The 22,246-nt window shown below is 64.1% G+C and carries 26 protein-coding genes; 9 read left to right on the top strand and 17 right to left on the bottom strand.

Going from position 1 to position 22,246, the window contains the following annotated elements:
- Positions 1-152: 152 nt before the first annotated feature.
- From AB7535_RS16315 to AB7535_RS16305, 3 genes are all read right to left on the bottom strand, one after another.
- On the bottom strand, positions 153-755 hold the full coding sequence (locus AB7535_RS16315) for a PepSY domain-containing protein (RefSeq protein ID WP_167767904.1): 603 nt from the start codon (positions 753-755) through the stop codon (positions 153-155).
- A 251-nt stretch (positions 756-1,006) separates the two neighbouring features.
- Positions 1,007-1,753 (bottom strand): TetR/AcrR family transcriptional regulator, encoded by a 747-nt coding sequence (locus AB7535_RS16310; protein WP_135213700.1) that lies wholly within the window; start codon positions 1,751-1,753, stop codon positions 1,007-1,009.
- Positions 1,754-1,888: 135 nt separating this feature from the next.
- Positions 1,889-3,043, bottom strand: a complete 1,155-nt coding sequence (locus AB7535_RS16305; RefSeq protein WP_167767903.1) for a patatin-like phospholipase family protein — start codon at positions 3,041-3,043, stop codon at positions 1,889-1,891.
- A 243-nt stretch (positions 3,044-3,286) separates the two neighbouring features.
- Here AB7535_RS16305 and tgt point away from each other — a divergent pair, with 243 nt between their 5' ends.
- Positions 3,287-4,435 (top strand): tRNA guanosine(34) transglycosylase Tgt, encoded by a 1,149-nt coding sequence (tgt, locus tag AB7535_RS16300; RefSeq protein ID WP_439036674.1) that lies wholly within the window; start codon positions 3,287-3,289, stop codon positions 4,433-4,435.
- Here tgt and AB7535_RS16295 read toward each other — a convergent pair whose 3' ends face one another.
- On the bottom strand, positions 4,436-4,654 hold the full coding sequence (locus AB7535_RS16295) for a hypothetical protein (protein WP_028152106.1): 219 nt from the start codon (positions 4,652-4,654) through the stop codon (positions 4,436-4,438).
- Positions 4,655-4,877: 223 nt separating this feature from the next.
- On the opposite strand from AB7535_RS16295, the gene cysK reads away from it, so the two are divergent.
- Positions 4,878-5,855, top strand: a complete 978-nt coding sequence (gene cysK / locus AB7535_RS16290; RefSeq protein ID WP_166096645.1) for a cysteine synthase A — start codon at positions 4,878-4,880, stop codon at positions 5,853-5,855.
- Between the two features lie 3 nt (positions 5,856-5,858).
- Positions 5,859-6,098 (top strand): BrnA antitoxin family protein, encoded by a 240-nt coding sequence (locus tag AB7535_RS16285; RefSeq protein ID WP_028152108.1) that lies wholly within the window; start codon positions 5,859-5,861, stop codon positions 6,096-6,098.
- A 43-nt stretch (positions 6,099-6,141) separates the two neighbouring features.
- On the opposite strand, the gene AB7535_RS16280 is transcribed toward AB7535_RS16285, so the two are convergent.
- From AB7535_RS16280 to solA, 5 genes are all read right to left on the bottom strand, one after another.
- Positions 6,142-6,894 (bottom strand): amino acid ABC transporter ATP-binding protein, encoded by a 753-nt coding sequence (locus AB7535_RS16280; protein WP_038955459.1) that lies wholly within the window; start codon positions 6,892-6,894, stop codon positions 6,142-6,144.
- Positions 6,895-6,905: 11 nt separating this feature from the next.
- A complete protein-coding gene (locus AB7535_RS16275; protein ID WP_166096644.1) occupies positions 6,906-7,748 on the bottom strand; it encodes an amino acid ABC transporter permease in 843 nt (280 codons plus the stop codon).
- The gene (locus AB7535_RS16270; RefSeq protein WP_166096643.1) at positions 7,745-8,488 is read right to left on the bottom strand and encodes an amino acid ABC transporter permease; all 744 of its coding nucleotides are present in this window, start codon (positions 8,486-8,488) and stop codon (positions 7,745-7,747) included. Before AB7535_RS16270 ends, AB7535_RS16275 begins: the two co-directional genes overlap by 4 nt.
- Before the next feature lie 98 nt (positions 8,489-8,586).
- Entirely contained in the window at positions 8,587-9,399 is an 813-nt protein-coding gene (locus tag AB7535_RS16265; RefSeq protein ID WP_135213698.1) for a transporter substrate-binding domain-containing protein, read from the bottom strand.
- Between the two features lie 76 nt (positions 9,400-9,475).
- Positions 9,476-10,645, bottom strand: coding sequence for an N-methyl-L-tryptophan oxidase (gene solA, locus AB7535_RS16260; RefSeq protein ID WP_135213697.1), 1,170 nt, complete (start codon positions 10,643-10,645; stop codon positions 9,476-9,478).
- A 119-nt stretch (positions 10,646-10,764) separates the two neighbouring features.
- Between solA and AB7535_RS16255 the strand changes: the two genes are divergently transcribed.
- Positions 10,765-11,730, top strand: a complete 966-nt coding sequence (locus AB7535_RS16255; RefSeq protein ID WP_343287528.1) for a LysR family transcriptional regulator — start codon at positions 10,765-10,767, stop codon at positions 11,728-11,730.
- A gap of 67 nt (positions 11,731-11,797) precedes the next feature.
- On the opposite strand, the gene AB7535_RS16250 is transcribed toward AB7535_RS16255, so the two are convergent.
- Complete coding sequence (locus AB7535_RS16250; protein ID WP_135213696.1) at positions 11,798-13,225, bottom strand: caspase family protein; 1,428 nt, start codon at positions 13,223-13,225, stop codon at positions 11,798-11,800.
- Positions 13,226-13,430: 205 nt separating this feature from the next.
- Positions 13,431-14,306, bottom strand: coding sequence for a DMT family transporter (locus AB7535_RS16245; protein WP_135213695.1), 876 nt, complete (start codon positions 14,304-14,306; stop codon positions 13,431-13,433).
- A gap of 147 nt (positions 14,307-14,453) precedes the next feature.
- Between AB7535_RS16245 and AB7535_RS16240 the strand changes: the two genes are divergently transcribed.
- The gene (locus tag AB7535_RS16240) at positions 14,454-14,852 is read left to right on the top strand and encodes a RidA family protein (RefSeq protein ID WP_071913733.1); all 399 of its coding nucleotides are present in this window, start codon (positions 14,454-14,456) and stop codon (positions 14,850-14,852) included.
- A 59-nt stretch (positions 14,853-14,911) separates the two neighbouring features.
- Here AB7535_RS16240 and AB7535_RS16235 read toward each other — a convergent pair whose 3' ends face one another.
- The 3 genes from AB7535_RS16235 to AB7535_RS16225 all read right to left on the bottom strand — a co-directional run bounded on the left by AB7535_RS16235 (position 14,912) and on the right by AB7535_RS16225 (position 16,542).
- Entirely contained in the window at positions 14,912-15,457 is a 546-nt protein-coding gene (locus tag AB7535_RS16235) for a hypothetical protein (RefSeq protein WP_167767902.1), read from the bottom strand.
- Positions 15,402-15,746, bottom strand: a complete 345-nt coding sequence (locus AB7535_RS16230) for a hypothetical protein (protein WP_014495138.1) — start codon at positions 15,744-15,746, stop codon at positions 15,402-15,404. The genes AB7535_RS16235 and AB7535_RS16230 overlap by 56 nt, the downstream gene beginning before the upstream one ends.
- Before the next feature lie 208 nt (positions 15,747-15,954).
- Complete coding sequence (locus AB7535_RS16225; protein ID WP_063983185.1) at positions 15,955-16,542, bottom strand: formyltransferase family protein; 588 nt, start codon at positions 16,540-16,542, stop codon at positions 15,955-15,957.
- Between the two features lie 189 nt (positions 16,543-16,731).
- Here AB7535_RS16225 and AB7535_RS16220 point away from each other — a divergent pair, with 189 nt between their 5' ends.
- Together AB7535_RS16220 and AB7535_RS16215 are read left to right on the top strand one after the other, a co-directional pair.
- On the top strand, positions 16,732-17,016 hold the full coding sequence (locus AB7535_RS16220) for a hypothetical protein (protein ID WP_063986359.1): 285 nt from the start codon (positions 16,732-16,734) through the stop codon (positions 17,014-17,016).
- A gap of 335 nt (positions 17,017-17,351) precedes the next feature.
- Entirely contained in the window at positions 17,352-17,585 is a 234-nt protein-coding gene (locus AB7535_RS16215; protein ID WP_135213693.1) for a hypothetical protein, read from the top strand.
- A 5-nt stretch (positions 17,586-17,590) separates the two neighbouring features.
- Here the strand turns inward: AB7535_RS16215 and AB7535_RS16210 are convergent, their stop codons facing one another.
- Positions 17,591-17,893 carry a hypothetical protein gene (locus tag AB7535_RS16210; RefSeq protein WP_063983186.1) on the bottom strand — a complete coding sequence of 101 codons (303 nt, stop codon included), beginning with the start codon at positions 17,891-17,893 and terminating at the stop codon, positions 17,591-17,593.
- Positions 17,894-18,096: 203 nt separating this feature from the next.
- On the opposite strand from AB7535_RS16210, the gene AB7535_RS16205 reads away from it, so the two are divergent.
- Positions 18,097-18,312: a hypothetical protein gene (locus tag AB7535_RS16205; protein ID WP_244623042.1), complete on the top strand. Its 216-nt coding sequence runs from the start codon at positions 18,097-18,099 to the stop codon at positions 18,310-18,312.
- 6 nt (positions 18,313-18,318) lie between these two features.
- On the opposite strand, the gene AB7535_RS16200 is transcribed toward AB7535_RS16205, so the two are convergent.
- Positions 18,319-20,364: an acetoacetate--CoA ligase gene (locus AB7535_RS16200; RefSeq protein ID WP_135213692.1), complete on the bottom strand. Its 2,046-nt coding sequence runs from the start codon at positions 20,362-20,364 to the stop codon at positions 18,319-18,321.
- Between the two features lie 557 nt (positions 20,365-20,921).
- Positions 20,922-21,149, bottom strand: coding sequence for a hypothetical protein (locus AB7535_RS16195; protein ID WP_135213691.1), 228 nt, complete (start codon positions 21,147-21,149; stop codon positions 20,922-20,924).
- Between the two features lie 256 nt (positions 21,150-21,405).
- Here AB7535_RS16195 and AB7535_RS16190 point away from each other — a divergent pair, with 256 nt between their 5' ends.
- Positions 21,406-22,125, top strand: a complete 720-nt coding sequence (locus AB7535_RS16190; protein ID WP_135213690.1) for an outer membrane protein — start codon at positions 21,406-21,408, stop codon at positions 22,123-22,125.
- The last annotated feature ends 121 nt before the right edge of the window (positions 22,126-22,246 follow it).

Genomic DNA, 22,246 nt, shown 5'->3' with positions numbered 1-22,246 from the left:
GTTTAAGTCGACGACCTACGCGCGCACGCCTCCCCGGGCCCCGAAGGCCGTGGTGGTTTTAGTCGTGCGTTTGGTGGTCGTGAACATGGCGGCGACTTATGCGGGAGAGTTTCGCGCCCGTCAATGGCTTTTCGGCGGGATTGTGGCCGCCGCTATTTCGTCCGGGCGCCCGGCGGCTCCAGGATGACCTCCTTGAGGTTGTCGCCGCTGATGACGACGATCGCGAAATTCAGCCGGCCGCGTTCGCGCACCAGTCCGCCGCTGATCGCCTTGCCCGAGGCCGCACGTTCGGCGACGTGCACGGCATCCGCAAGGCGGTGCTTGATGGCACCGAGCGCTGCGAGGTTGCTGCGGTCGTCGAGATCGAGTTCGGCGAGGGGGAGGGCGGCTTCGCCGCCGACGAGCTCGCCGGTTGCGGCGTTGATGGTGTGGCGCCAGATGCGGTCGTTGTGCAGGGTCTTCACCCGGTAAACCGGCACGCCGGAGGCTCCGTCGAAACTCACATCCGCCGTCGTGGCGCCGGCATGACGGGCTTCCGCAATCGCCATGGCCTGGCTGATCGAGATCGACGAGCTGCGGAATCGTTCGATTTCGCGGCTGACCGCTTGGCGGTCTGCCTCGGCATCACCATCTGTGTCGCCGTGAAGCGCGGTCGGCGTGCCCGTGGTGACGATGGCCCGCGCCGGCGCGGCAAGAAGCAGCGCGGGCAAGGCGATCGCAAGTAATCGCAAGGTCAATCGTTTGGCTGTCGTCATGCTCGAAACCCTCGGCCAGCGAGTGTGCCGGATGATCGTAAAGAATTCGCGGCCGACCTTGGGCATCGGCCGGCCGCGGAGCGTCGCAGCGGGCTGGACCCGGCACGGCGATCTTGGGCGGTACGGACCCCTTTGGGGCTGGTGAAAAAGCGGTCCGTATCGCTTATAACTAAACCATACCGTATCGTTTTGTTTTGGTCAACGACGCGGGCGTAACCTCCAGGGGGAAACGTCGCAACCTCACGGAATTGTCAGCGGGACGGGCGCCGCCGCTGTGTGCCCTTTGCGGCGCTCTGGATGCGGTCCGCGGGTCCCAGCGCGCCGGCCAGGAACAGCTTGATCGCCGCGCGCATGCGCTTCTCGGCGGCCTTCAATTCCAGCGCCGTGCCGAACGTCGCCAGGCGGTGGGTGTGACCGACGACGACGTCGAGGAACACCTCTGCCGCGATCGTGGTGTCGTCGACGTCGAGTGCGCCCTGCGCCACCAGACGGTCGAAGAAGCGGGCCGTGGTGGCGACGGCCTTCAGCCAGCCTTCCTCCTTGCCGAGCTTGGCGATGTCGGGGAAGTTGATGGCCTGCGACGTCATCATACGGCTGAATGCGACGGCATCGGGCCCGCAGGTGAAGGTCAGCATCTCGCGCCCGATCTCGACCAGCCGCTGCTCGACGGAAATGTCCGAGGCGCTGGAGAGCTGCGTCTCGGCGGCTGCCGATAGCGGCGCAAGCCAGCGCGCGATTTCGCGCCTCAGCACGGCGGCAAACAGGCCGCGCTTGTCCCCGTAACGGGAATAGACGGTGGGTTTGCTGACCCGAGCGGCTTCCGCGACCGCGTCGAGCGAGGTCGCGTCGAAGCCGCGATCCAGGAACAGGCGGGTGGCGACCTCGATCAGCCGCTGATCGCGCTCGATCGCAGCGGTTTTCGTCGGGCGGCCGCCGCGTGATTTCGGCACCTCGCGCCGTGGCGTTGCCGGCTTTGTCCTGGTCGCAGTCAATCCCATGCCCAATGATTCCTGCGCGCTTCTAATCGTCGTCATTCGCTCTATATCGCGCAGGAGCGGGGGCGTCATCGCGAATCTGGCCGAATTGGCCGTATCGTCAACGGTTTCGGCACGGTCTCGTTCCGTCACGAGAGATCACGGCAGCTTCGAAGTCCAGGCCTGGCCGGAGGCAGCCTTCTCGTATCCGTACTGATACAGCGCCCGCATATAGGCGGTGTCGAACCCTTCCGAAGGCGGCGCGGGGTAATCGCGCGCGATGTAGGAGAGGTGGAAGCCGAGATTGTTGCGCTTGGCGAAATCATAGGTCGAGAAGATGATCGAGCGCGTCTGCGACTGGGTGATCGACGACAGGCTGCGCGAGGCGACGTCGATGGTGCTGTTGGACACGAGCTCGAAATTGCGTTCGATCTTCTTGTTGACGAGGATGTAGATGTTCATCCGCGCGTTGCCGGGCAGGCGGTCCTGGGAGAGCAGGGCTTCCGGCAGCGTCAGCACCGGCGCGGTCACGCCGCCGTCGACATGCATCTCCTGAAATCTGCGGCCCTGGCCTTCGGCGTCGATCATGATGGGCGGAAACACCAGGGGAATGCTGGCGGAAGCCGCCATCACGTCGCGAAACAGTTTTAGCGCCTCGGGTGTTCCGACCGCTGCGATCTTGCCCATGTCCCAGATGGCGGTCCGCTGGGTGTCGAGATCGGTGGTCACCACCAGCAGCTTTCGGCCCTTGGCATTTTCACGCGCGACCTGCGCCATGATCTCCGGCCCGACATAGCGGGCGACGAGCTCGCGCAGCCGCGTGTTGCCGAACAGGCCGGACCCGAACAGCACACGCATGATGCTGGGATCGTTCAGGAGGCTCTCCGCGATGCCGCTGGTGTAGACCTCCCTCAGCGTGTCATCATACTGCGAGCCGAGGAACGCAAAGGGCGCGATCAGGCCGCCGGTGCTCACGCCCGAGACGACCGAGAAGGTGGGACGGGTTCTGGCAGCGGTCCAGCCGCTCAGCACGCCGACGCCATAGGCGCCATCGGCGCCGCCGCCGGAAAGCGCCAGATAGGACTTCGTCGCGGTGCTGGTGTCCTTCTCGAAGCTGAATTTCGTGACGGGCTCGTCGGCGTAGCGGCGCAAGCCGTCGATATCGAGCACGCGCGACGTGCTGGCCTCAGCGGCCGTATAGGGCGTGCGGGGCAGGGAGGTGCAGGCGCCGAGTGCCAAGCTGCATACCAGAACCAGGAATCCGGTCAGGCGGACGCCTGTCTGTCTGATCCAGCCGCGCGAGGGGCCGGACATTTCGGTCGAACATGAAGCGGAGGGCATTGTCGGTGGCTGGCGATCACACAAATACTGCCGCCGGCAAAATTCACCGCGGCATCTCGTCCAGCCCCGCGCAAAAACTACACTGTATCGTTTTGTTTGGCAAGCGCGCCGGGCGATCAAGTCGGCGTCAAATGTGTCCCGCTCTGAGCCACAAGCCGGCTCTGGCGTGGTCCGAGCGGGTTGATCAGCCTCTTCCGACACGCAATAAGCACGACCATGAATCTTCCTGACACCGGTCTACCCAATCACTTCGAGCTGCTCGCCACCGATGGCGCCGCGCGCACCGGGCGCCTGACCACGCCGCATGGCGTGGTGCGGACGCCGGCCTTCATGCCGGTCGGAACCGCCGGCGCCATGAAGGGCATGCACTGGCGCGAGGTGCGCGAGGCCGGCGCCGACATCGTGCTCGGCAACACCTATCATCTGATGCTGCGTCCCGGCGTCGAGCGGATCTCGGCGCTCGGCGGCCTGCAGCGGTTCACCGGCTGGAACGGGCCGATGCTGACGGATTCCGGCGGCTTCCAGGTGATGTCGCTGTCGGACCTGCGCAAGGTCACCGAGAACGCCGTCACATTCCGTTCGCATATCGACGGCGCCAAGGTCGAGCTGTCACCGGAGCGCTCGATCGAGGTGCAGCGCTTCCTAGGCTCCGACATTGCCATGCAGATGGACGAATGCGTGCGGCTGCCGGCCGAGCGGGACGACATCGAACGGGCGATGCGGCTGTCGCTGCGCTGGGCCGAGCGAAGCAAGCGCGCCTTCGAGAGTGCGCCGGACGGCTACATGCTGTTCGGTATCGTGCAGGGCGGCGACGTGCCGCAGCTTCGTCACGCCAGCGCCGAAGGCCTCGTTGCAATCGGTTTCCACGGCTATGCGATCGGCGGTCTTGCCGTCGGCGAGCCACAGGCGGTCATGCTGGCGATGATCGACGAGACCGCACCGATGCTGCCGAGAGAGCGGCCGCGCTACCTGATGGGCGTCGGCACGCCCGATGACATCCTCGAAGCGGTCAAGCGCGGCATCGACATGTTCGATTGCGTGATGCCGACGCGCAATGGCCGTCATGGCGTTGCCTTCACGCGCTTCGGCCAGGTCAATTTGCGCAACGCGCGCCACGCCGACGATCCGCGTCCGCTCGACGAAGAGAGTTCCTGGCCGTCGGCGCGCAACTACGCGCGCGCCTACCTGCATCATCTCGTCAAGGCGGGCGAGACGCTGGGAGCCATGCTGCTCTCCGAGATCAATATCGCCTACTACCAGTTCCTGATGCAGGGCATCAGGGACGCGATCGCACACGGGACGTTCGACGAGTTCTACCAGCGTACGCGCCAGGACTGGGCGAGGGGCGACATCGCCCCGCGCTAGTCAGTTGCAGACGATCCGCTGCTTGACGGCGTGCTTGGTCACGAAGCCGTAGCCGCAATTGTCGCAGGTCCAGAGATAGCTGATCATATGGTCGGAGATGTAGGCGGATGCTTCGGCGGCGACCATCGAGTCGGCGCAGACGGCGCAGGTCGGCAACTCGCTGCAACGCGGGGCGCGGTGATGTGCGACGGTCGACAACACTTCAGCGACTGCTGACATCGTGGTGACCTCTCTGCTTTGAGACCTAAGTCTAACATAGACCGAATCAGTTGACGAGGTCGCAACACAAATGCGTTGGTTTTCTGATAATTACAGCTCACGCGATTTTGCGATGCAGCGTATTTAACATGTGCCGCATTGTCGCTTGCGTGTCGTCCCAAGCTGTCCGTTACTGCGCAAGAGACGCTGCAGAAACAGAAATTGTCGTCACAGGGAGTTCATCATGGACGCATCGTCCAACACGGGTGCAGCGCACCAGCCCGGCCGCGGCCGGATCTACTCTTCGATCGTCGAGGCCTTTGGCGACACGCCGATCGTGCGCTTGCAGCGGCTGCCGGGCATGCACGGCGTCAACGCGACGATTTTGGCAAAACTTGAATATTTCAATCCCGCCGCGAGCGTGAAGGATCGCATCGGCGCGGCCATGATCATCGCGATGGAGAAGGCCGGCATCGTCAAGCCTGACACCGTGCTGATCGAGCCGACCTCGGGTAACACCGGCATCGCGCTCGCCTTTGTCGCGGCCTCGCGCGGTTACCGGCTCAAGCTGGTGATGCCGGAATCGATGTCGATCGAGCGGCGCAAGATGCTCGCCTTTCTCGGCGCAGAGCTGGTGCTGACGCCGGCGGCACAGGGCATGAAGGGCGCGATCGCGACCGCCGAGGAGCTCCTGAAGACGACACCGAATTCGGTCATGCCGCAGCAGTTCAAGAACCTCGCCAATCCCGAGGTGCACCGCCGTACCACCGCCGAGGAGATCTGGAACGACACCGGCGGCAACGTCGATATCTTCGTCGCCGGCGTCGGCACCGGCGGTACCATCACCGGCGTCGGCCAGGTGCTCAAGCCACGCAAGCCGTCCTTGCGGGTGGTGGCGGTCGAGCCGGAGGAAAGCCCGGTGCTCTCAGGCGGCCAGCACACGCCGCACAAGATCCAGGGCATCGGCGCCGGCTTCGTGCCCGACATCCTCGACCGCTCGGTGATTGACGAGATCGTGAAGATCAACTCGACGACCGCGATCGAGACCACCCGGGCGCTGGCGCGGCATGAGGGCATTCCCGGCGGCATCTCCTCGGGCGCGGCGATCGCAGCTGCGCTCCAGATCGGCAAGCGGCCGGAAGCTGCGGGAAAAACCATTCTGGCTATAGTGCCGTCCTTCTCCGAGCGGTATCTTTCGACGGCTCTGTTTGAGGGAATCTAGGACATGACGGATCAACCGAGGCGGCCGCGCACGCTTGGCGATGCGCGGTCGGAGGCCGAGGCGGCGTTCAAGAAGGTGACCGCCAAGGTCGCCGTGGCGCCACCGAAGCCGAACGTGGCGCCGGGAATCAAGGAGCAGGTCACGCTGCGCATCGACCAGGACGTGCTGGAGTTCTTCCAGCAGGGCGGTCCCGGCTGGCAGGACCGCATCAACGAGGCGCTGCGCAAGGCGGCGGGGAAGTAGCGCCTCCTGCCCAGGGGCGCCGAAGGGCGGCGCGCCGGCGAACTCAGAGGACCTGCGACAGAAACCGCTGCGTTCGCTCGTCCTTGGCCGCCGTAAACAAGGCTTCCGGCGGCCCGTGCTCGACGATCACACCGCGGTCGGTGAAGTAGACGTGATCGGCGACCTCACGCGCGAAGTTCATCTCATGGGTGACGAGGAGGCATGTCATGCCATCCTCGGCAAGCTCCCGGATGGTGACCAGGACCTCCTTGACCGTTTCCGGATCGAGGGCGGCCGTAACTTCGTCGAACAGCATGATGTCCGGTCGCATCGCCAGCGAGCGGGCGATGGCCACGCGCTGCTGCTGTCCGCCGGAGAGCTCGCCGGGATAGGTATCCTCCTTCCCCGCGAGCCGAACCTTGGCAAGCAGCGCCCGGGCGCGCGCTTCGACCTCGGCACGCTTCTGGCCGAGAACATGGATCGGCGCCATCATCACGTTCTGGAGCGCGGTCTTGTGCGGGAAAAGATTGTACTGCTGGAAGACCATCCCGACCTTGCGGCGCAGCGCCAGCTTGTCGAGCCTGGGATCGGACACCTCGATGCCTTCGATCTGAATGCTGCCGGACGAGATCGGCTGAAGGGCATTGATGCAGCGGATCAGCGTGGATTTCCCTGATCCGGACGGGCCGATGATACAGATCACCTCGCTCTTTTTGACCGACAGGCTGATGCCTTTCAGGACCTCGAGAGCTCCGAACGACTTTCTGACGTCGACGCATTGGACGATGGGCTGATCCGGAGTCCAGCTCGTGGCCATGCACTGCTCCCTCAGCGTATGCGGAACCGACGCTCGAGACGCGCGGTCCAGAGGTTGATCGGATAACAGTAGAGAAAGAAACACAGCAGCGCGAAACCGTAGAGCGGAGCGAACAGCTCCGGCCTGCCGCCTTCGGCGGCATGCACCTGCGCAGTCAGGGTGAGCATTTCCGAAACACCGACGATCGATGCCAGCACCGTCGACATCGCGACCAGCGCATAGACGTTCATCCAGGGCGGCAGCATGCGCTTGATGCACTGTGGCAGCATGATCAGCCACATCGTCTGGCGCCGCGTGAACGAGAGCGATTCCGCCGCCTCCCATTGCGTCGACGGAATGGAGCGGACGGCACCGCGCACGACCTCGGCGACGTTCGCCATGACCGGCAATGCGAAGCCCACCGTCGCCTTGATCCAGTCCGGCAAGGGGATGGTCGTCTTGAAGAGGGTGACCTGGAAGGGCACCAGAAACATGACGAAGAACAGCAGCACCAGCCAGGGTGCGTTGCGGAAGAATTGAGTCAGGAGCCAGCTGACGGCGGCGAGCGGTCGAAACTCCGACAACAACCCCAGACCCAGGCCAAGCCCGGCGATGGTCCCCAGCAGCATGGCCAGCAGGGAGATCAGGATGTTGAAGGCGAACCCGCGCAGCAGCAGCGGCGACCACTTCACAATGACTTGCAGCGGGGACAGCACCGCCGGTCCGGTCTGCGCCCACGCGGTGGACGCGGCCATGATGGCGCAGAAACCGAGGATCGCGGCGGCCAGCGGGCCGATCCGAACGGACATCCGGGTCGGCACGGGACGATACGGCAGAAGGACGGCAAGCCTGTGCTCGGGCTGGGCGCCTTTCATCGGGCGTATCCCGGGATGCGCATCGCTCGCTCCCAGCGATGCATCAGCCAGACGAGGACGCCGACAAGGATGCCGTAGGTCGCCAGCAATACGACCATCATTTCGAAGACGTTCTGCGATTCCGACCAGACCTGCTTGACCGCATACAGCGTCTCGGGAACGGCGATCGCGTAGGCGAGGGTGGTCGTCTTGAGCAGGTTGACGAGGTTGTTGTTCAGTGCGGGAAGGCAGACGCGAATGGCCAGCGGAAGGACGATATGGACGTAAGCCTTAAGGCGCGTGTATCCGAGCGCCTCCGCGGCTTCCAGCGTCGTCCTCGGCACCGCCTCGATGCCTGAGCGGAAGATTTCGACGTTGAAGGCGCCCGCGAACAGCGACAGAGAAATGATGGCCCATTGGACGTTGCTCAGCAGCGGAACGCGCATGCCTGCCGCCTCGACGGCCGGGAGCATGGTGCCGAGGCCGAAATAGAAAAAGAAGATCTGGACCAGCGGCGGCGTGTTGCGGAACACCACCACGAAAGCATTGACGGGCAACCGCAGCAGCATGGACGGACTGCCTTGCAGCAAGGCGCCGACCGCGCCGATGATCAGGCTCAGCAGGATGGTCGTGACACTCAGAAGCAACGTCATCTTGAGCCCGCCGAAATAGCGGTCCCAATCGTAGGCATCGTAGAATACGGAGAAATTCAGCCCCGTCGTTTCGTAGAGCCGTTGAAACCAGTCGCCGATTTCGTGCATTTTGCGCGACACCAAACTGTTGAGGCGATGCCTCGTATCAGTGCATTGGCTCGACCTGTTCGGAGCGCAAGACGGATCTGGCGCTCCGCTCTGCGCGTCTATTTGTCCTTGTATTGCTCGTGCATGAGCAGCGAATACTCGGTCGGCGTAATGCCCCACTTCTTTTCCGCTGCCACGATGAAGCCGGTCTTCATCCAGTCCTTTGTCATATCTTCGAGCAGCTTCTGAAGGCTGGAATTATCGAGCGCGACAGCGATCATCCATGGCGATGGCAAAATACCTTTCAGGGGCAAGTCGTAGTCCGCCTTCCACTCGTCCTCGAGCAGCTTGCCTTGCAGGAAGGTCTGATCGTAGACATAGCCGATGCAGTTGCCCTGCTTCATGGCGAACAGAGGCTTCTCCGAGCCGTCAAACGCAACGATTTCGGGGCCGTAGGATTTGGCAACGTCCTTGTTGTACCAGGCCCCCGACGTTGCACAGACGGGTTTTCCCTTGAGCTCGGCCCAGTCCTTGATGCCGGACTTCTTGTTGAGAAGGATGTTCACATAGTCCGAATAGTACAGCGGCTCGATGGCTTGAACCACGCGACGGCGTTCCGGCCTGTCCGACATGGTCGCGATCAGCAGGTCGACCTTTCCCTGCTGAAGAAATTCGATCCTGTTGGAGGCCGCGACCGGAACGAGTTCGAGTTTGACGCCGAGGCGTTTGGCAATGTCTGCGGCGAGATCCGGCTCGATGCCGACCACGTTTCCCGTGGGATCGCGGAAGCCGAAGGGCTTGTAGTCAGCCTTGACGCCGACATTCAACGTGCCGCGCTGCTTGATGGCATCGACGCCATCGGCGGCTTGGGCACTGCCAAGCATCAGCAGCGCCGCGATGCCTGTCATCATGGAACGGACAATGTCTCTCATCGGATGACGCCTCCAGGATTGTGATCACGACGCGCGTTGAGCGCGCTTGTTCAAGATACAAGGCTCGTGCCAAACGTCACGAAAAACGGGAGATGGAGAATGGGCTGAGGTCGATCGCGCTTCGACCGCCGGTCACCATCCCGGCGACGACGTTGCCGATACCTGCCGAGTGCTTGAAGCCGTGGCCCGAGCACGCCGAGACGACACAAATCCGGTCCTGGTCGGGATGGCGGTCGATGATGAAGCCCCGATCGGGCGTCACCGTGTAGATGCAGGCAGCCGCCTGCGCGACGCGCGGCGTGGCGCCGGCGAGCCGCCCCGCGACGTGCTTCCGGTACATTTCAACCGATTCCGCGGGATCGACGGTGCGGTCGATGGCGTCGGCCGTCGTGTTGGTCTCGTACTGCTCGGTCGCGACCTTGAGACGACGATCGCCAGGCAGCGGCGGGAAGCCGTAGAGGTAGTCGACATCCGTCGCGCCATGCATCCAGATGAACACAGGGGCGTCGGCGCGATACGCGCTGGTATCGTCGAGCTCGTACCAATGCAGCACCTGCCGCTTCACCGTGAGCACGCGATCAAACGGCGCGCCGAGCAGGTGGGAATTCCAGCCGCCTGCCGACACCACCACCTGGTCCGCCTCGAATGTGCCCGAGGACGTTTCCACCCGAACGGCGGGGCCGCGCTGCGCGATCGAGAGAACCTCGACTCCCGTGCGGATCGTTGCGCCGAGCTGCTCCGCGCGCGTCAGCTGCGCCTTGATGCAGCGCTCCGGAAAAACGTACCCTCCGCCGGGTTCGTAATAGGCCTTCTCGTTGCCCTGGAGATTCAGGAACTGCGGGAAGCGATGAGCCACCTCTCGCCCGTCGATCACTTCATGCGCGATGCCGAAGTCACGCGCGGCCCCAATCGAGCGCGCGACGAAATCCGGCTTGCCGTGGTGCGACGTCTCGCCGACACCGGGCGCTATGACGACGAGGCCGCATGGGTTCAGCAGCTCGGCAGACGTCTCGGCTTCGAGCTCACGCCAGATCCGGTGCGTATCCAGCACCAGGGGCACGTAATCGCGGCCTTCGCCGACCGCCTGCCGGGTGATGCGGGTTTCGCCGTGGCTGGATCCCATCGTGTGGGGCGGGGCAAAGCGATCGAGGCCAACCGCCTTTACCCCTCGCTTGGCCAGTTGATAGAGGGCCGCGCTGCCCATGGCACCGAGGCCGATCACCAGAATATCCGCTTGCTCGCTCATGGATCGGGACTGCTCAATTGTTAGGACGATCCGAAGTCTGCTTTCGGATGCGGCTCTCCTACAAGGATAATTCATATAATGAAGGCAATTTGCATGTTAATATGACTTCTGCTTAAGCTATGGATATGACGCCACCTGTTCCAGACTTGCGAAGCTTGCAGATTGTCGCTGCCGTCGCGGAGTCCGGCAGCATGCTTCAGGCGTCCCGTCAGTTCGGGATGACGCAATCAGCGGTTTCTCAGGCTGTGCGGCGGGCCGAGGCCTCGATCGGCGTCGCGTTCTTCAATCGTAGCCGGAGGCCGCTTACATTGACGCGGGCGGGTCGCATCCTTGCTGGCCGTGTTCGCGATCTGAATCGCGACTTTGACACGTTACTCAGCGCACTCCGGGACGCAGCGAAACTGCCTGAGCGTGTCGATCTGAGGCTCGGCCTCATCGACTCCTATGCCGCCACGGTCGGCGCACACCTCGTCAAGGAGCTCATGACGGGCGAGGTCGCACTGAGTCTGTCCGTTTGGTCGGGCCTTGCTCACTCGCATGCCGAGGCGCTGGTCCACCGAACGATCGACGCGGCGATCACATGCGATGCGATGGATGACCTGTATGATATCGAGCGCTTCCCGTTTTACCGCGAGCCAAATCTGCTGGTGGTGCCGCGCGGATTGGAAGCCGAATTTGCTGACCTTGATTTGCGGGAGATCCTGACCCGGCATCGCCTGGTCCGGTACAGCGAACGCTCCTATGCAGGCGCTCAGGTCGAGCGCCACCTGAGCCGTTTGGGCATTCGCCCACCGCGGGCCTTTGAGTTTGACACCTCGGACAGCCTGGTCGCCATGGTCGCCACCGGGATGGGCGTAGCGATCACCACGCCGCTGTGTCTGTTGCAGGGGCTCGCTCACGCTGGTCAAGTCAGCGCTCTCCCTCTGCCGGGCCCCGGATTTTTTCGTGAGCTGCTTCTGGTGACCCGCCGTGGCGATCTCTCATCACTGGCGCCGCGCATCGCGGAGATGGCTCGGACGAGCATTACGATGCAGGCGATGCCGCGGATCCGGACGCTAGTGCCTTGGTTCACCCAAGATTACTAGCCATTGCCACCACGAAAAAGGCCCGGCTCTCGCCGGGCCTTTTTGCGTTTTGGAGCCGGGTCCCGCCTCAGCGGCGGAACATGCCGCCCATCATGCCGCCGACGACACCGCCGACGAAGGCCGCGCCGGCATCGCCGCCGCCGCTGTTGCGATGCTGAACCGGTGCGCCGCTCTGGGCCTGGGCCGGGGCAGCACGTCGGGCCGGCTTCGCGCTGTCGTCGCTCGCGGTGGCCGGCGCGGCCGCCACGATCTCGGACAGCAGGGCCTTGTGCTGGAGCTTGTTGAGGTAGCCGGTCGACGGATAGCCGCGGGCGGCCTGCCAGCGCTTCAGCACCGAGCGGGTCTCGTCGGTGAAGGCACCGGTCACCTTGGTGTCGAAGCCGAGCCCGGTCAGGCGGCGCTGCACGTCGCGGCGCTGGCCCTTGTCGAGGCCGATCTGGTCCTCGGTGAGCTGGGTGGAGTCGTCGGTGAAGGTGGCGGGATCGATCCCGGAGTTCAGATTGCGGGTCGCCGTGGACGGGCCGCTCTTGATCGCCGCAAGCCGCGCCAGCGCCAGCGCCTTGAACTGGCCGTTCGGATAGGCCGAGAGATAGGCGTTGAGCTCTTCCGGCTTGTTGGATTCCTTGACCGAGCGCCAGTACTCGAGCTCGACACCGTCGGAGCTGCTCGCTGCCGCCGGCACGTTTCCGGAAGCGGTCGGGGCTGCGTTGGCAACCTGCGTCTGCTGCGACGGGTTGAGATAGACCGCGCCGATCAGGTTGGTGTGGCCCCAGGGAAGCTGGCCCTTACGGGTCTCTTCGTTGACCTGGGCGCGCACCGACGTCATCGCCTGCTGGATCTCGACGCCGGGCTTGGTGATGTTGTCGATCAGTGCGCGTGTGAACGGGCTGTTGTTGCCCTCCTGGCCGTCGAGCGCGGTCTGGCCCGGGCCGGTGGCGAACGCGATCAGCGTGCCTTCGCCCGACTTCATCTCGGCAAGACCGCTCTGCACGTTGACGCTGCGCGTTGCCGAGTTCGACTTGATCTTGGCGGCGAACGGATTGTCGCGGCAGGCATCGAGGAAGACGAGCTTGACCTTGGCGTCGCCCATGGTCTGCTCGAGCGTCAGGTCGATATTGATGGCTGCGCCGAGCTTGACGTCCATCTCCGACTTGATGTCGGCGTCGACGGGCAGGAGGTAGTTGCTGCCGCTGACGGCGATGCCGTGGCCGGCGTAATAGAACACTGCGACATCGGAGCCTTGCGCCTTGCGGCCGAAGTCCAGGAGCTTCTCCGTCATCTGGTCGCGGGTGAGGTTGGATCCTTCGATCACCTCGAAGCCGACATTGCGCAGGGTCGCCGCCATCGCCTTGGCGTCGATCGGCGGGTTCGGTAATTGTGCGACGTTCTTGTAGGAGCCGTTGCCGACGACGAAGGCGACACGGCGGTCGGCCTTCGCGGCACTGACCGACAGTGCCATGCACATCAGCGAAACGAGCAGGGTGAGAGTGCGCATCTGAAATCCCCAACAGAATCGAATTGCAGGCAGCAACAAATTGGCAACGAACCTACACGAAGTGCCCGACTTCGCGCCACCAAAACGGCAGTACGTCGTATTCAACCCGCTGCTGTGTGGCCGAATGTGCACGATGGAAAGACCCTCCAACGTGATCCAGATCACACGGCCACTTCGTTTTTGTCGCGTGAGGCTGCGCGCGGGTTCACTGCGCGCGGGCGGGAACCGGGGCAGTCGGCTTCAGGTTCAGGAGATTGCCGCACAGGATCAGCGTCGCGCCGAGCACGGTCCAGGCGTCGAGCCGCTCCGAATACAGCAGCCAGCCGACAGTCGCGGTGAGCGGCACCCGCAGGAAGTCCATCGGCACCACGATGGTTGCATCCGCGTAGCGGAGCGCGCTGGCGAGGCAATAGTGCGAGAATGTGCCGCAGACCCCGATGACGAAGAGCCATCCCCAGAGAGTGGTTGACGGCCAGGTCCAGACATAGAGCGTCGGCAGCAGGCCCACGACCATCTGCACGACGATCATCCAGAACAGGATCGACAATGCGCTCTCGGTCCGGGTCAGCGATTTCGCCAAGATCATGGAAATGCTGAAGCCGATCGCGGCTCCGAGTGCGATCAACTGGCCCGGATTGATCTCGCCGGTGGCGGGCCGCACGATCATGACGACGCCGACGATGCCGAGCGCGATGGCGGCGATCTTCCAAACGGTCATGCGCTCGGACAGAAACGTTGCGGCCAGCACCGCAGTCCAGATCGGCATGGTGAATTCGATCGCGACGACCTGACCGATCCCGATCAGCGTCAGTGCGTAGAACCAGCCGAGCTGCGCGAAATAATGGACCCCGTTGCGCGCGAGGTGCTGGGGCAGGCGTTTGGTCGCGACCGCCTTGAAACCGCCGGCCCGGTAGATGATCGGCAGCAGCAGCGTGAAGCCGATCACCGAGCGCACTTCCATGATCTGGAAGACGTTCAGCTCGCGCGTGGTCTCGCGGCCGGCAACCGCCATGACCAGCATCAGCGCCAGCCAGCCGGCCATCCACAGTGCAGCCATCGTTTTGGACGGTGTCGCGGTCATCGTTGCTGGTGCGGGTGATCGAGCCCGAGGGGAGGGCCGGTATCGGCGACATCGCCGGCGTTTGCAACGGCCAAAACTGCGGATGCAGCGATGCAGGGCGGCGTGCTAAGGCATCATTGAACAACAAGAAAAGGGAGATCTTCGCTCATGCAAATCTTGCAGCCGGCCGAATGGAAGAAACCGCGGGGCTTTTCTCACGGCGTGGTGGCCGAAGGGCCGGGCCGCTGGGTGGTGCTGGCCGGGCAGACCGGCGGCGACGAGACCGGCAATTACGCGCCTGACATGGCGGCGCAGGTCGCAACCGCGCTGAAGCGGATCATCAAGCTCCTTGGCGAGGCCGGAGCCGGTCCGGAGCACATCGTCCGCCTGACCTGGTACCTGACCAGCCGCAGCGAATATGAGGCCGCGGGCGCCGGCATCGGCGCGGCCTGGAAGGAAACGCTGGGGCGCAATTTTCCGCCCTCGACGCTGCTCTACATCGGCGGTCTCGTGGACGAGCGCGCCAAGGTCGAAATCGAGGTCACGGCGTTCGTGCCGAACGTATAAAACGGATAAAAAAAGCCCCGGCGGAATCGCCGGGGCTTTTGGCTTGAACGCGGTCCGCCTTAGCGCGACAGCGAGATGTTGGCGCCGCGGAACTGGCTGTCCGCGCGCATCGTGACGCTCTGCTTGTTGCCGGACGTCTTCAGCGAGATGTTGGCGTTGAAGCCGGCGGTCGAGGCGACCAGGTCGTAGTTTCCGCCGGCGCCGCGGCCCTGGAGCGAGCCGGAGATGTTGCGGCTGGCCTCGGACCAGCTGCCGGCGATGGTGCCGCCTTCAGCCCTGACGTTGGCGCCGAGATTGAACTTGTAGGCGTCGCTGGCGCAGGTCAGCGACATCTCCATCGTCGGTCCGATCGGGGCGTATCTGGCCCGGCAGCGGATCCGCTCGGTCGAGCCGTCATCGAGCGTGACGGTGCCGGCACCGCTCCAGCTCCCCGCCAGCGGGGCGAACGGGCCGGACTGGGCCTTGCTCTCAGAGTTGGCGATCCCCGCCGCAAACAAAACGGCGGCCGCGATCAGCAGCCGCCGGCTTACGACGCTGATCCCGAATTTCTTACTGGCGCGATGCTTCCCACCGCCCGCTGCACGGTATGCCTGCAGATGCTCCATTCCACTTCCCCGATCCGGCGTTGCCGCTGAGTTGACCGTTGGCATATGCACCATTGATCGAAACTTTCACAAGTCCCCCGCTGCCGATGGTGCCGGAAACGTTAGCGCCGGGCGCGGTGATCTTGCCGTCGGCAACCGTCAGCATGGAGCTCGCGGTCGGCTCGCAGGTACCGCTCTTGGTCACGATGGTGACATGCCAGTTGCCGTCATAGGGGGTCTGGGCGAAAGCGGGAGCGGCGAGGGTGATAACTGAAGCGGCACAGAATGCCGTAATGCGACCAAAACGCATGAATTCCGTCCTTGAATCTGTCTGATATGCTGACGCTTATTCGGCCCAAATGTGACGGAAATTTGTTGCATTGCCAAAGCGAAAATTGTTCCAGTGGAAACAATAGTTTATTTGTGTTTCCGGCTCCAATTTTCGAAGCAGAATCAACGCGCCTTCACGTTAAGGGTAAACGTCAGGAGAGACTCAGGGGAAGGACTGCGGAAGGGACTCACGAAAGACTTGGCGCCAAGGTGGCGAACTGCTCGTCCTGAACCTTGGAGGGCAGCGCCTTGTGGACCTTGACGTAGTCGATCACGTCGGCCAGCAGCTTGAGGCCGAGCGGAGCGAGCGCGCGCTCCCAGAGTTCGCGAGCCGTCTCGCCCTTCCTGACGAAGCACCAGTCCTGGGCGGCGATGGCGCCGGCGTCCATGCGGTCGGCAAGATGATAGATCGTGCCGCCGGCGATCGGATCGCCTTCCTTGATGGTCCATTCCACAGCGGCTTTGCCCCGATGACGCGGCAGCAGCGAGGGATGATAGCCGATCCCGCCGTACTTCGCGGCGGCCAGGGCGTCCTTGCCGATCCGGGCGTGGCTGTGGGCGGTGATGATCAGGTCGGTGTCGGGGCCGATTTCGGAGGCGACCACCAGCTTCGGATTGGCCTGGACCGTCACCTCGATGCCAGCCGCCTTGGCGCTCGCCGCGAGGCGATCCTCGGCGTCGGCCACGACGACCCGCACGATCGGGACGCCGTGCTCCCGGAGCATGTTCAGGGTGGTCACGCCGAAATGGCGGGAGCCGACGAGGGTAATGCGCATGGGTGTCCGATCCGTCTCGCAACTGCGTCATCCCCCGATAACACGTCGGTGCGTCCTGTCACCAGCCGCGGGCGGTTTGTGCCGGTTATCAACAATGCACCGGGCGCGGGGCGCGACGGGCTCCGCGATTGCGCAGCCGGCCGTTCCGGTGCTTCCATGCGCGTATTGCACCGTATCAGGAGCGAGCGCATGCGAAGCGCGTGGTTTTTCCTTCTCGCGGCACTGAGCGTAGCCACGCCCGCGCGCGCCGGCGGGCCGTATCCGGCGGTCCCGCCCGAGGTCGGGGTGGCGCCGTTCATCGGTCCGACGTGGGATGCCTATCGTTGCGTCGAAGGGCCGGTCTATAATTTCTACCACGACGCCTATTACGGCGAGGAGCCGCCCGCACTCTATCGCGGCTACGCCTACAGGCCGTACTACCGCTACAGCGCCTACCGCAGGCTGCCGCGCAAGTATTTTTGCGTCACGGATTAGCGTTGCCGGGCGGCCACATCGACAGCAAATGATGTATCCGCCGGTTCCTCTGTTTCATTTCTAACATAAGCAGCCCCCGTGTGCCGCTAGAATGCACTAACCGGGGCTGGCCAAATTTGATTCCGAATCCGTTTTCGAACCCGGCTTTGGCCGCTGGCGAGTGATCGCCAGCGGCTTTTCATGCCGGCGCCATCGCGAAATCATCAAACGGTAACGCGTTCTCAACCTGCCTGTCGTATCGACGAATCCGTCGCGGATTTGTATTGCGTACCGCGACACCAAAAATGTCCCGCCGGCGTGGGTGCGCCGCGGGCTTTTTTGCCGGGACCGATTTCATGCCGAGCGCAATTGAGCAGATCGTGGACGCCTATGTGCGGCTGAAGAACCGCCGTGGGCTGGACGAGCTGATGATGCACAGGCAGCGGCTCGCGGTCGATCTGAAGAGCAGGTCCGGCTATGATTTCAGCCTGCCGATCGGCAAGATCGACGAGGAGATCGCGATCATCGAGGAGGGGCTCAGCCGGCTGAAGGCCCAGTCCGTGGATCCTCGCGGGATACGTCCGATCTGACGCGCTCAGTCGCGCCGGCCACCGTCGATGACGGTGAACAGCGGCCGTGCCTGGGTCGGCTCGACCAGCAGTTCCTCCACCAGCGCGGTTGCCGCATCGACATATTTGCGCGTCGGTTTGTCGAGCTCACGTTTGGCCTCGTCGTCGAGCGCGACCTTTGCGGCCTCGACCAGCTTGCGCATGCGCGCCGCATGGTCGTCGCCCGCCGTCAGCGTCGCGCGCGCCAGCGAGCGCAGCACGAACAGCTCGCCTTCGAGGCGGAGCAGGCGGTCGTTGAGCCTGGAGAGGACTGCGTTGAGATCGGCCATAGCTGCTGTTCGTCGCGGAGGATCCATTCTGATCTAGCGGCGATCGGTGAACGGAATCCAAACGCCATTGGCGCAATTGGGTTGATCTCCGGCGTCTCGTGGCAGCAGCGATGCCGCCGATGTGAGACATCGTGACGTTGCGACGCATCGTTCCAGCGTGGTTCCCGCACCACATGGTGCCCGGGTGGACGTCTGGAGCACGTATGATGCGGTCTATCCTGGCTTTGGTCCTCCTGATTGCAACATGTCTGTCGGCGGCTGCCGCGCCGGCGCATCATGCCCGCCCGCGCCATCACGTCGTCGCCCATCTGCCCGAGGACGCGCCGGTCCCGCCCGGCTGGTACAAATTTCCCGGGTGGCCGCCGATCCCGCCGTCGGAGAACAGGAATCTCGATCCCTCCAATTTCGGCGGCGGTTGATCGAAGCTACGCCGCGGTTCGGGCGAGATAATCGCGGGCGAAGGCGAGATACCAGTCGAGGCAGGCGGGATTGGCCATCGCCTCCCTGTTGATGACCTTTTCGACGGGCTGGCCCAGCAGCAGCTTCTTGATCGGCAGCTCCTGCTTCTTGCCCGAGAGCGTGCGCGGGATCTCGGCGACGGCAAAGATCTCGTTCGGCAGGAATCGCCGGGACAGGCCGGCCTCGATCGTCTTGTTGATCCTGGCCTGCATCGCAGCGTCGAAGGCTGTGCCCTCGCGCAGCACCACGAACAGCGGCATGTAGCTGTCGCGGCCGAGATATTCGAGGTCGACGACGAGGCTATCCAGCACCTCCGGCAGCGCTTCGATCGCGGAATAGAGCTCGCTCGTGCCCATGCGCAGGCCGTGCCGGTTGATGGTCGCATCGCTGCGGCCATAGATGATGCAGGAGCCGTCCGGATTGACCTTGAGCCAGTCGCCGTGCCGCCACACCGGCCCGCGGCCGCTGCCGTCGAAATTGTCCGGATAGGTCTCGAAATAGCTGGCGCGATAGCGCGCATCGCCCCTGTCGTTCCAGAAACGGAGCGGCATCGAGGGCATCGGCTCGGTACAGACGAGCTCGCCGACCTCGTCGATGACGGCGCGGCCCTGCTCGCTGAAGGCTTCGACCGCCGCGCCGAGCAGGCGGCACTGCATCGCGCCCGGCGTCTGCGGCAGTTCGCGGTTGCCGCCGATGAAGGCGCCGGCAAAATCGGTGCCGCCGGAGATGTTCGCCCACCAGATGTCGGCCTGCGCCTTGCTGCCGTTGATTTTCGACAACGCCGCGAAGCGATCGTTGAACCAGGCTTGCGTATCGGCGCTGAGCGGCGAGCCGGTCGAGCCGAGGCAGCGCAGCCGCGACAGATCGCCGGCCGCAGTGAGATCGATCTCGGCCTTGGCGCAGTTGGCGAAGAACGCCGCGCCGGCGCCGAAGAAGGTCGCTTTCGACTGTGCCACGAACCGCCACAGCGTGGTCCAGTCCGGCTTGTCCTTGGTGCCGCCCGGGCTGCCGTCGAAGATGCAGCAGGTGGTGCCGCTGAGCAGGCCGCCGACCTGCGAATTCCACATGATCCAGCCGGTCGAAGAGTACCAGTGATAGCGCTCGCCGAACGAGTTCGCGTGGTAGGAGCAGCCGAGGTCGTTGTGCAGGCCCAGCAGCGCCAGCACCACGATGACGATGCCGCCATGGCCGTGCACGATCGGCTTCGGCAGGCCGGTGGTGCCGCTGGAATAGACGATCCAGAGCGGATGATCGAACGGCAGCCAGGCCGGCTCGAACGCGTCGATCGCGGCGCCTGTCCTTGCGGCGATGTCGGCGAGCCGGGCGTCCGGCGCTGCGGGCGCGGCCTCGCTGTGCAGGATGACGTGCTCGACCGTCGGCAGCGATCGCCGCAGCTCCGCGACGACGTCCTTGCGATCATGCCGGCGGCCGGCATAGGTGACGGCATCGCAGGCGATCAGCACCTTCGGCTCGATCTGCTTGAAGCGGTCGATCACGGCCGGCGCAGCCATATCGGGCGCACAGACGCTCCAGACCGCGCCGATGCTGGCGCTCGCCAGAAACGCGATGATGGTTTCGGGGATGTTGGGCAGGTAGGCCGCGATCCGGTCGCCGGGCTTGATACCCCGATCCTTCAGATGCAGCGCGAGCGCCGCCGCCTTGCGCCGCAGCTCCGGCCAGCTCGTTTCGTTGAGCTTGCCGTCCTCGCCGCTACTGACGATCGCGGGCAGGCCGGCGGCGTCGGCGGCCTCGACATGCCGGAACACCTGCCGCGCATAGTTGACCTGCGCGCCGGGAAACCACACCGCGCCCGGCATCTTGCGCTCGGCGATCACGGCCGCAAACGGCGTCGGCGATTGCAGATCGTAATAGTCCCAGATGCTGCGCCAGAAGCCGTCGAGATCGCGCACCGACCACTGCCGCATCTCCTCGTAATTCGCGAAGGAGAGGCCACGCTGCTCGGCGAGCCAGTTGCGGTAGAGGGCGATCTGGGGAACGAAGGGGGCGGTCATTTGCGTGTCGGCTTCTGTTGCGGGGAGGGGGAGTTTATCCGGTGTCTCGGCGTAGCAGAAGGCGCACCTCGATGGGCGGATGGCAGACATGACGTCGCCTTCTCGCGGCGCATTTCGCCCGAGTCTTGCGTCGTCCTTTTGGTCTCGTCGAAACAAGGGCGCAGGAAAGGCCGGGCGCCGACTGGCACCCGCAGGTCCGTGCGCTGGAGATGCGCGCGCCCGATCCGCCCCTTGTCTCGGGCCAGGGTGTGTCGTGTGCGATAAATCTGAAATTCGGTAAAGTGGAATGCAATTGCGATGAGGGCTTGACGATGGGCGCCCGGTGTCCCGACGGTAGCTACGGGTTGATCGTCTTCATGCAGACCGGCTCACTATTGGGGATGCTCTTGCATTTCCAATTTGAGCCGAAGCCTGTGGCTTGATTGGCGGATGGGAACCACACAAGCACGACAGCGGAAATGCAAATCAGGGCGAGCGCGAACAAGATTCCCATTGTCTCGGCCCGCGTCGGACATCTTCCAAGCCAACTTATTTTTCGTTTGTTGAGCTCCACTGGCCTACCACTGCACGCCCGCCCAGCGCCGTCCGAACACCGGCGGTTTTGTCTTCACCGCCCGCCAGCCGAAGAAGTGATGCTTCCCCGACCAGGTGTGCACCACGCCGCTGCAGATGCTGCATTTGAAGCTGCCGGTGTGGGCTTCGCTGTGCTCTTCCCGTGTCGCGGTGTAGTTCATGCTGCAACCCGCGCAGGTGAATTCTTCGGTCGTCCAGATGCTGTTGGCCATTGCACATCAGTGTTTTTGAATGTTGGCGAGAAGCGTAGGTGCGGGGATTTGCATCGGCGTAAACTGACCTCGGGAAATCCGGTTAATCGCCGTTAGCCAAACCGGGCTCCGGTCGCGGCGTTGCAGGAGCTTCCCGGGTCTGACGAGCGCCCGTCAGTCCAAATCGCGCCGCCGATTGGTCCAAGCGCGCGCTTGATCCCACAGCTAGATTTCATCGTCGCCTCGGTCGGAGGGCGGACAATTTGGGGGTGAGATCATGCGGAAGAAACTGGTTTTGGCGTCTGCGCTGCTGTCATTGGCAACGCCAGCATGTGCAGCTGACATCATTGCGCCCGCGCCGGTCAAAGCGCCGGTGGCGGCCCAGATCTTCAGCTGGACCGGCTTCTACATCGGCGCGCATGGCGGCGGCGCCTGGAGCAAATGGACCGGCATCGACCCGACCGATCCGACAGCGACCTGGAGCTCGGCCACGGCCAGCGGCGGCATCGTCGGGGGCCAGATCGGCGGCAACTACCAGATCAGCAATTTCGTGATCGGCCTCGAAGGCACCGGCGCCTGGTCCAGCGTCACACTCAATGCCGGCGGCCCGTTCGGTGGCGGTGCCGGCTTCAACCTGTCGCTGAAGAACGACTACATCGCCACGGTCGCCGGCCGTTTCGGCGTCGCCTTCGACCGCGTGCTGCTCTACGCCAAGGGTGGCGCGGCCTTCACCCGCGACAAGTATAGCGTCAACAACGGCCTTGCCGGCCCGCTCGCCGGTTCCGCCTCGGGCAGCTTCAATCGCACCGGCTGGCTTGCCGGCGGCGGCATCGAGTGGATGTTCATGCCGAACTGGTCGGTGCGGGCCGAGTACAACTATATGGGCTTCGGCACGATCACCGAGCAGCCGGTGACGACAGGCAATCTGGTGGCGACTCCAGCCAATGTGAAGCTGAACATCCAGACCGGCACGGTGGGCGTGAACTACCACTTCTGAGCGGACGGAGCGCCACCGCTCGGCCGACTGGACCAACCCGTTCGGCGACAGCTGATGCCGCGCCGGGCGGCGCAGCGGTCCGATCCCTTGCGCCGCCGCGGGTCCGGTCGTCTTGACGCCG

It is taken from the genome of Bradyrhizobium sp. 956_D2_N1_4 (assembly GCF_052076025.1).
GTDB classification, from domain to species: domain Bacteria; phylum Pseudomonadota; class Alphaproteobacteria; order Rhizobiales; family Xanthobacteraceae; genus Bradyrhizobium; species Bradyrhizobium barranii.
Note: the sequence above shows the minus strand (reverse complement) of the source record. Positions and strands in the feature narration are given on the sequence as shown.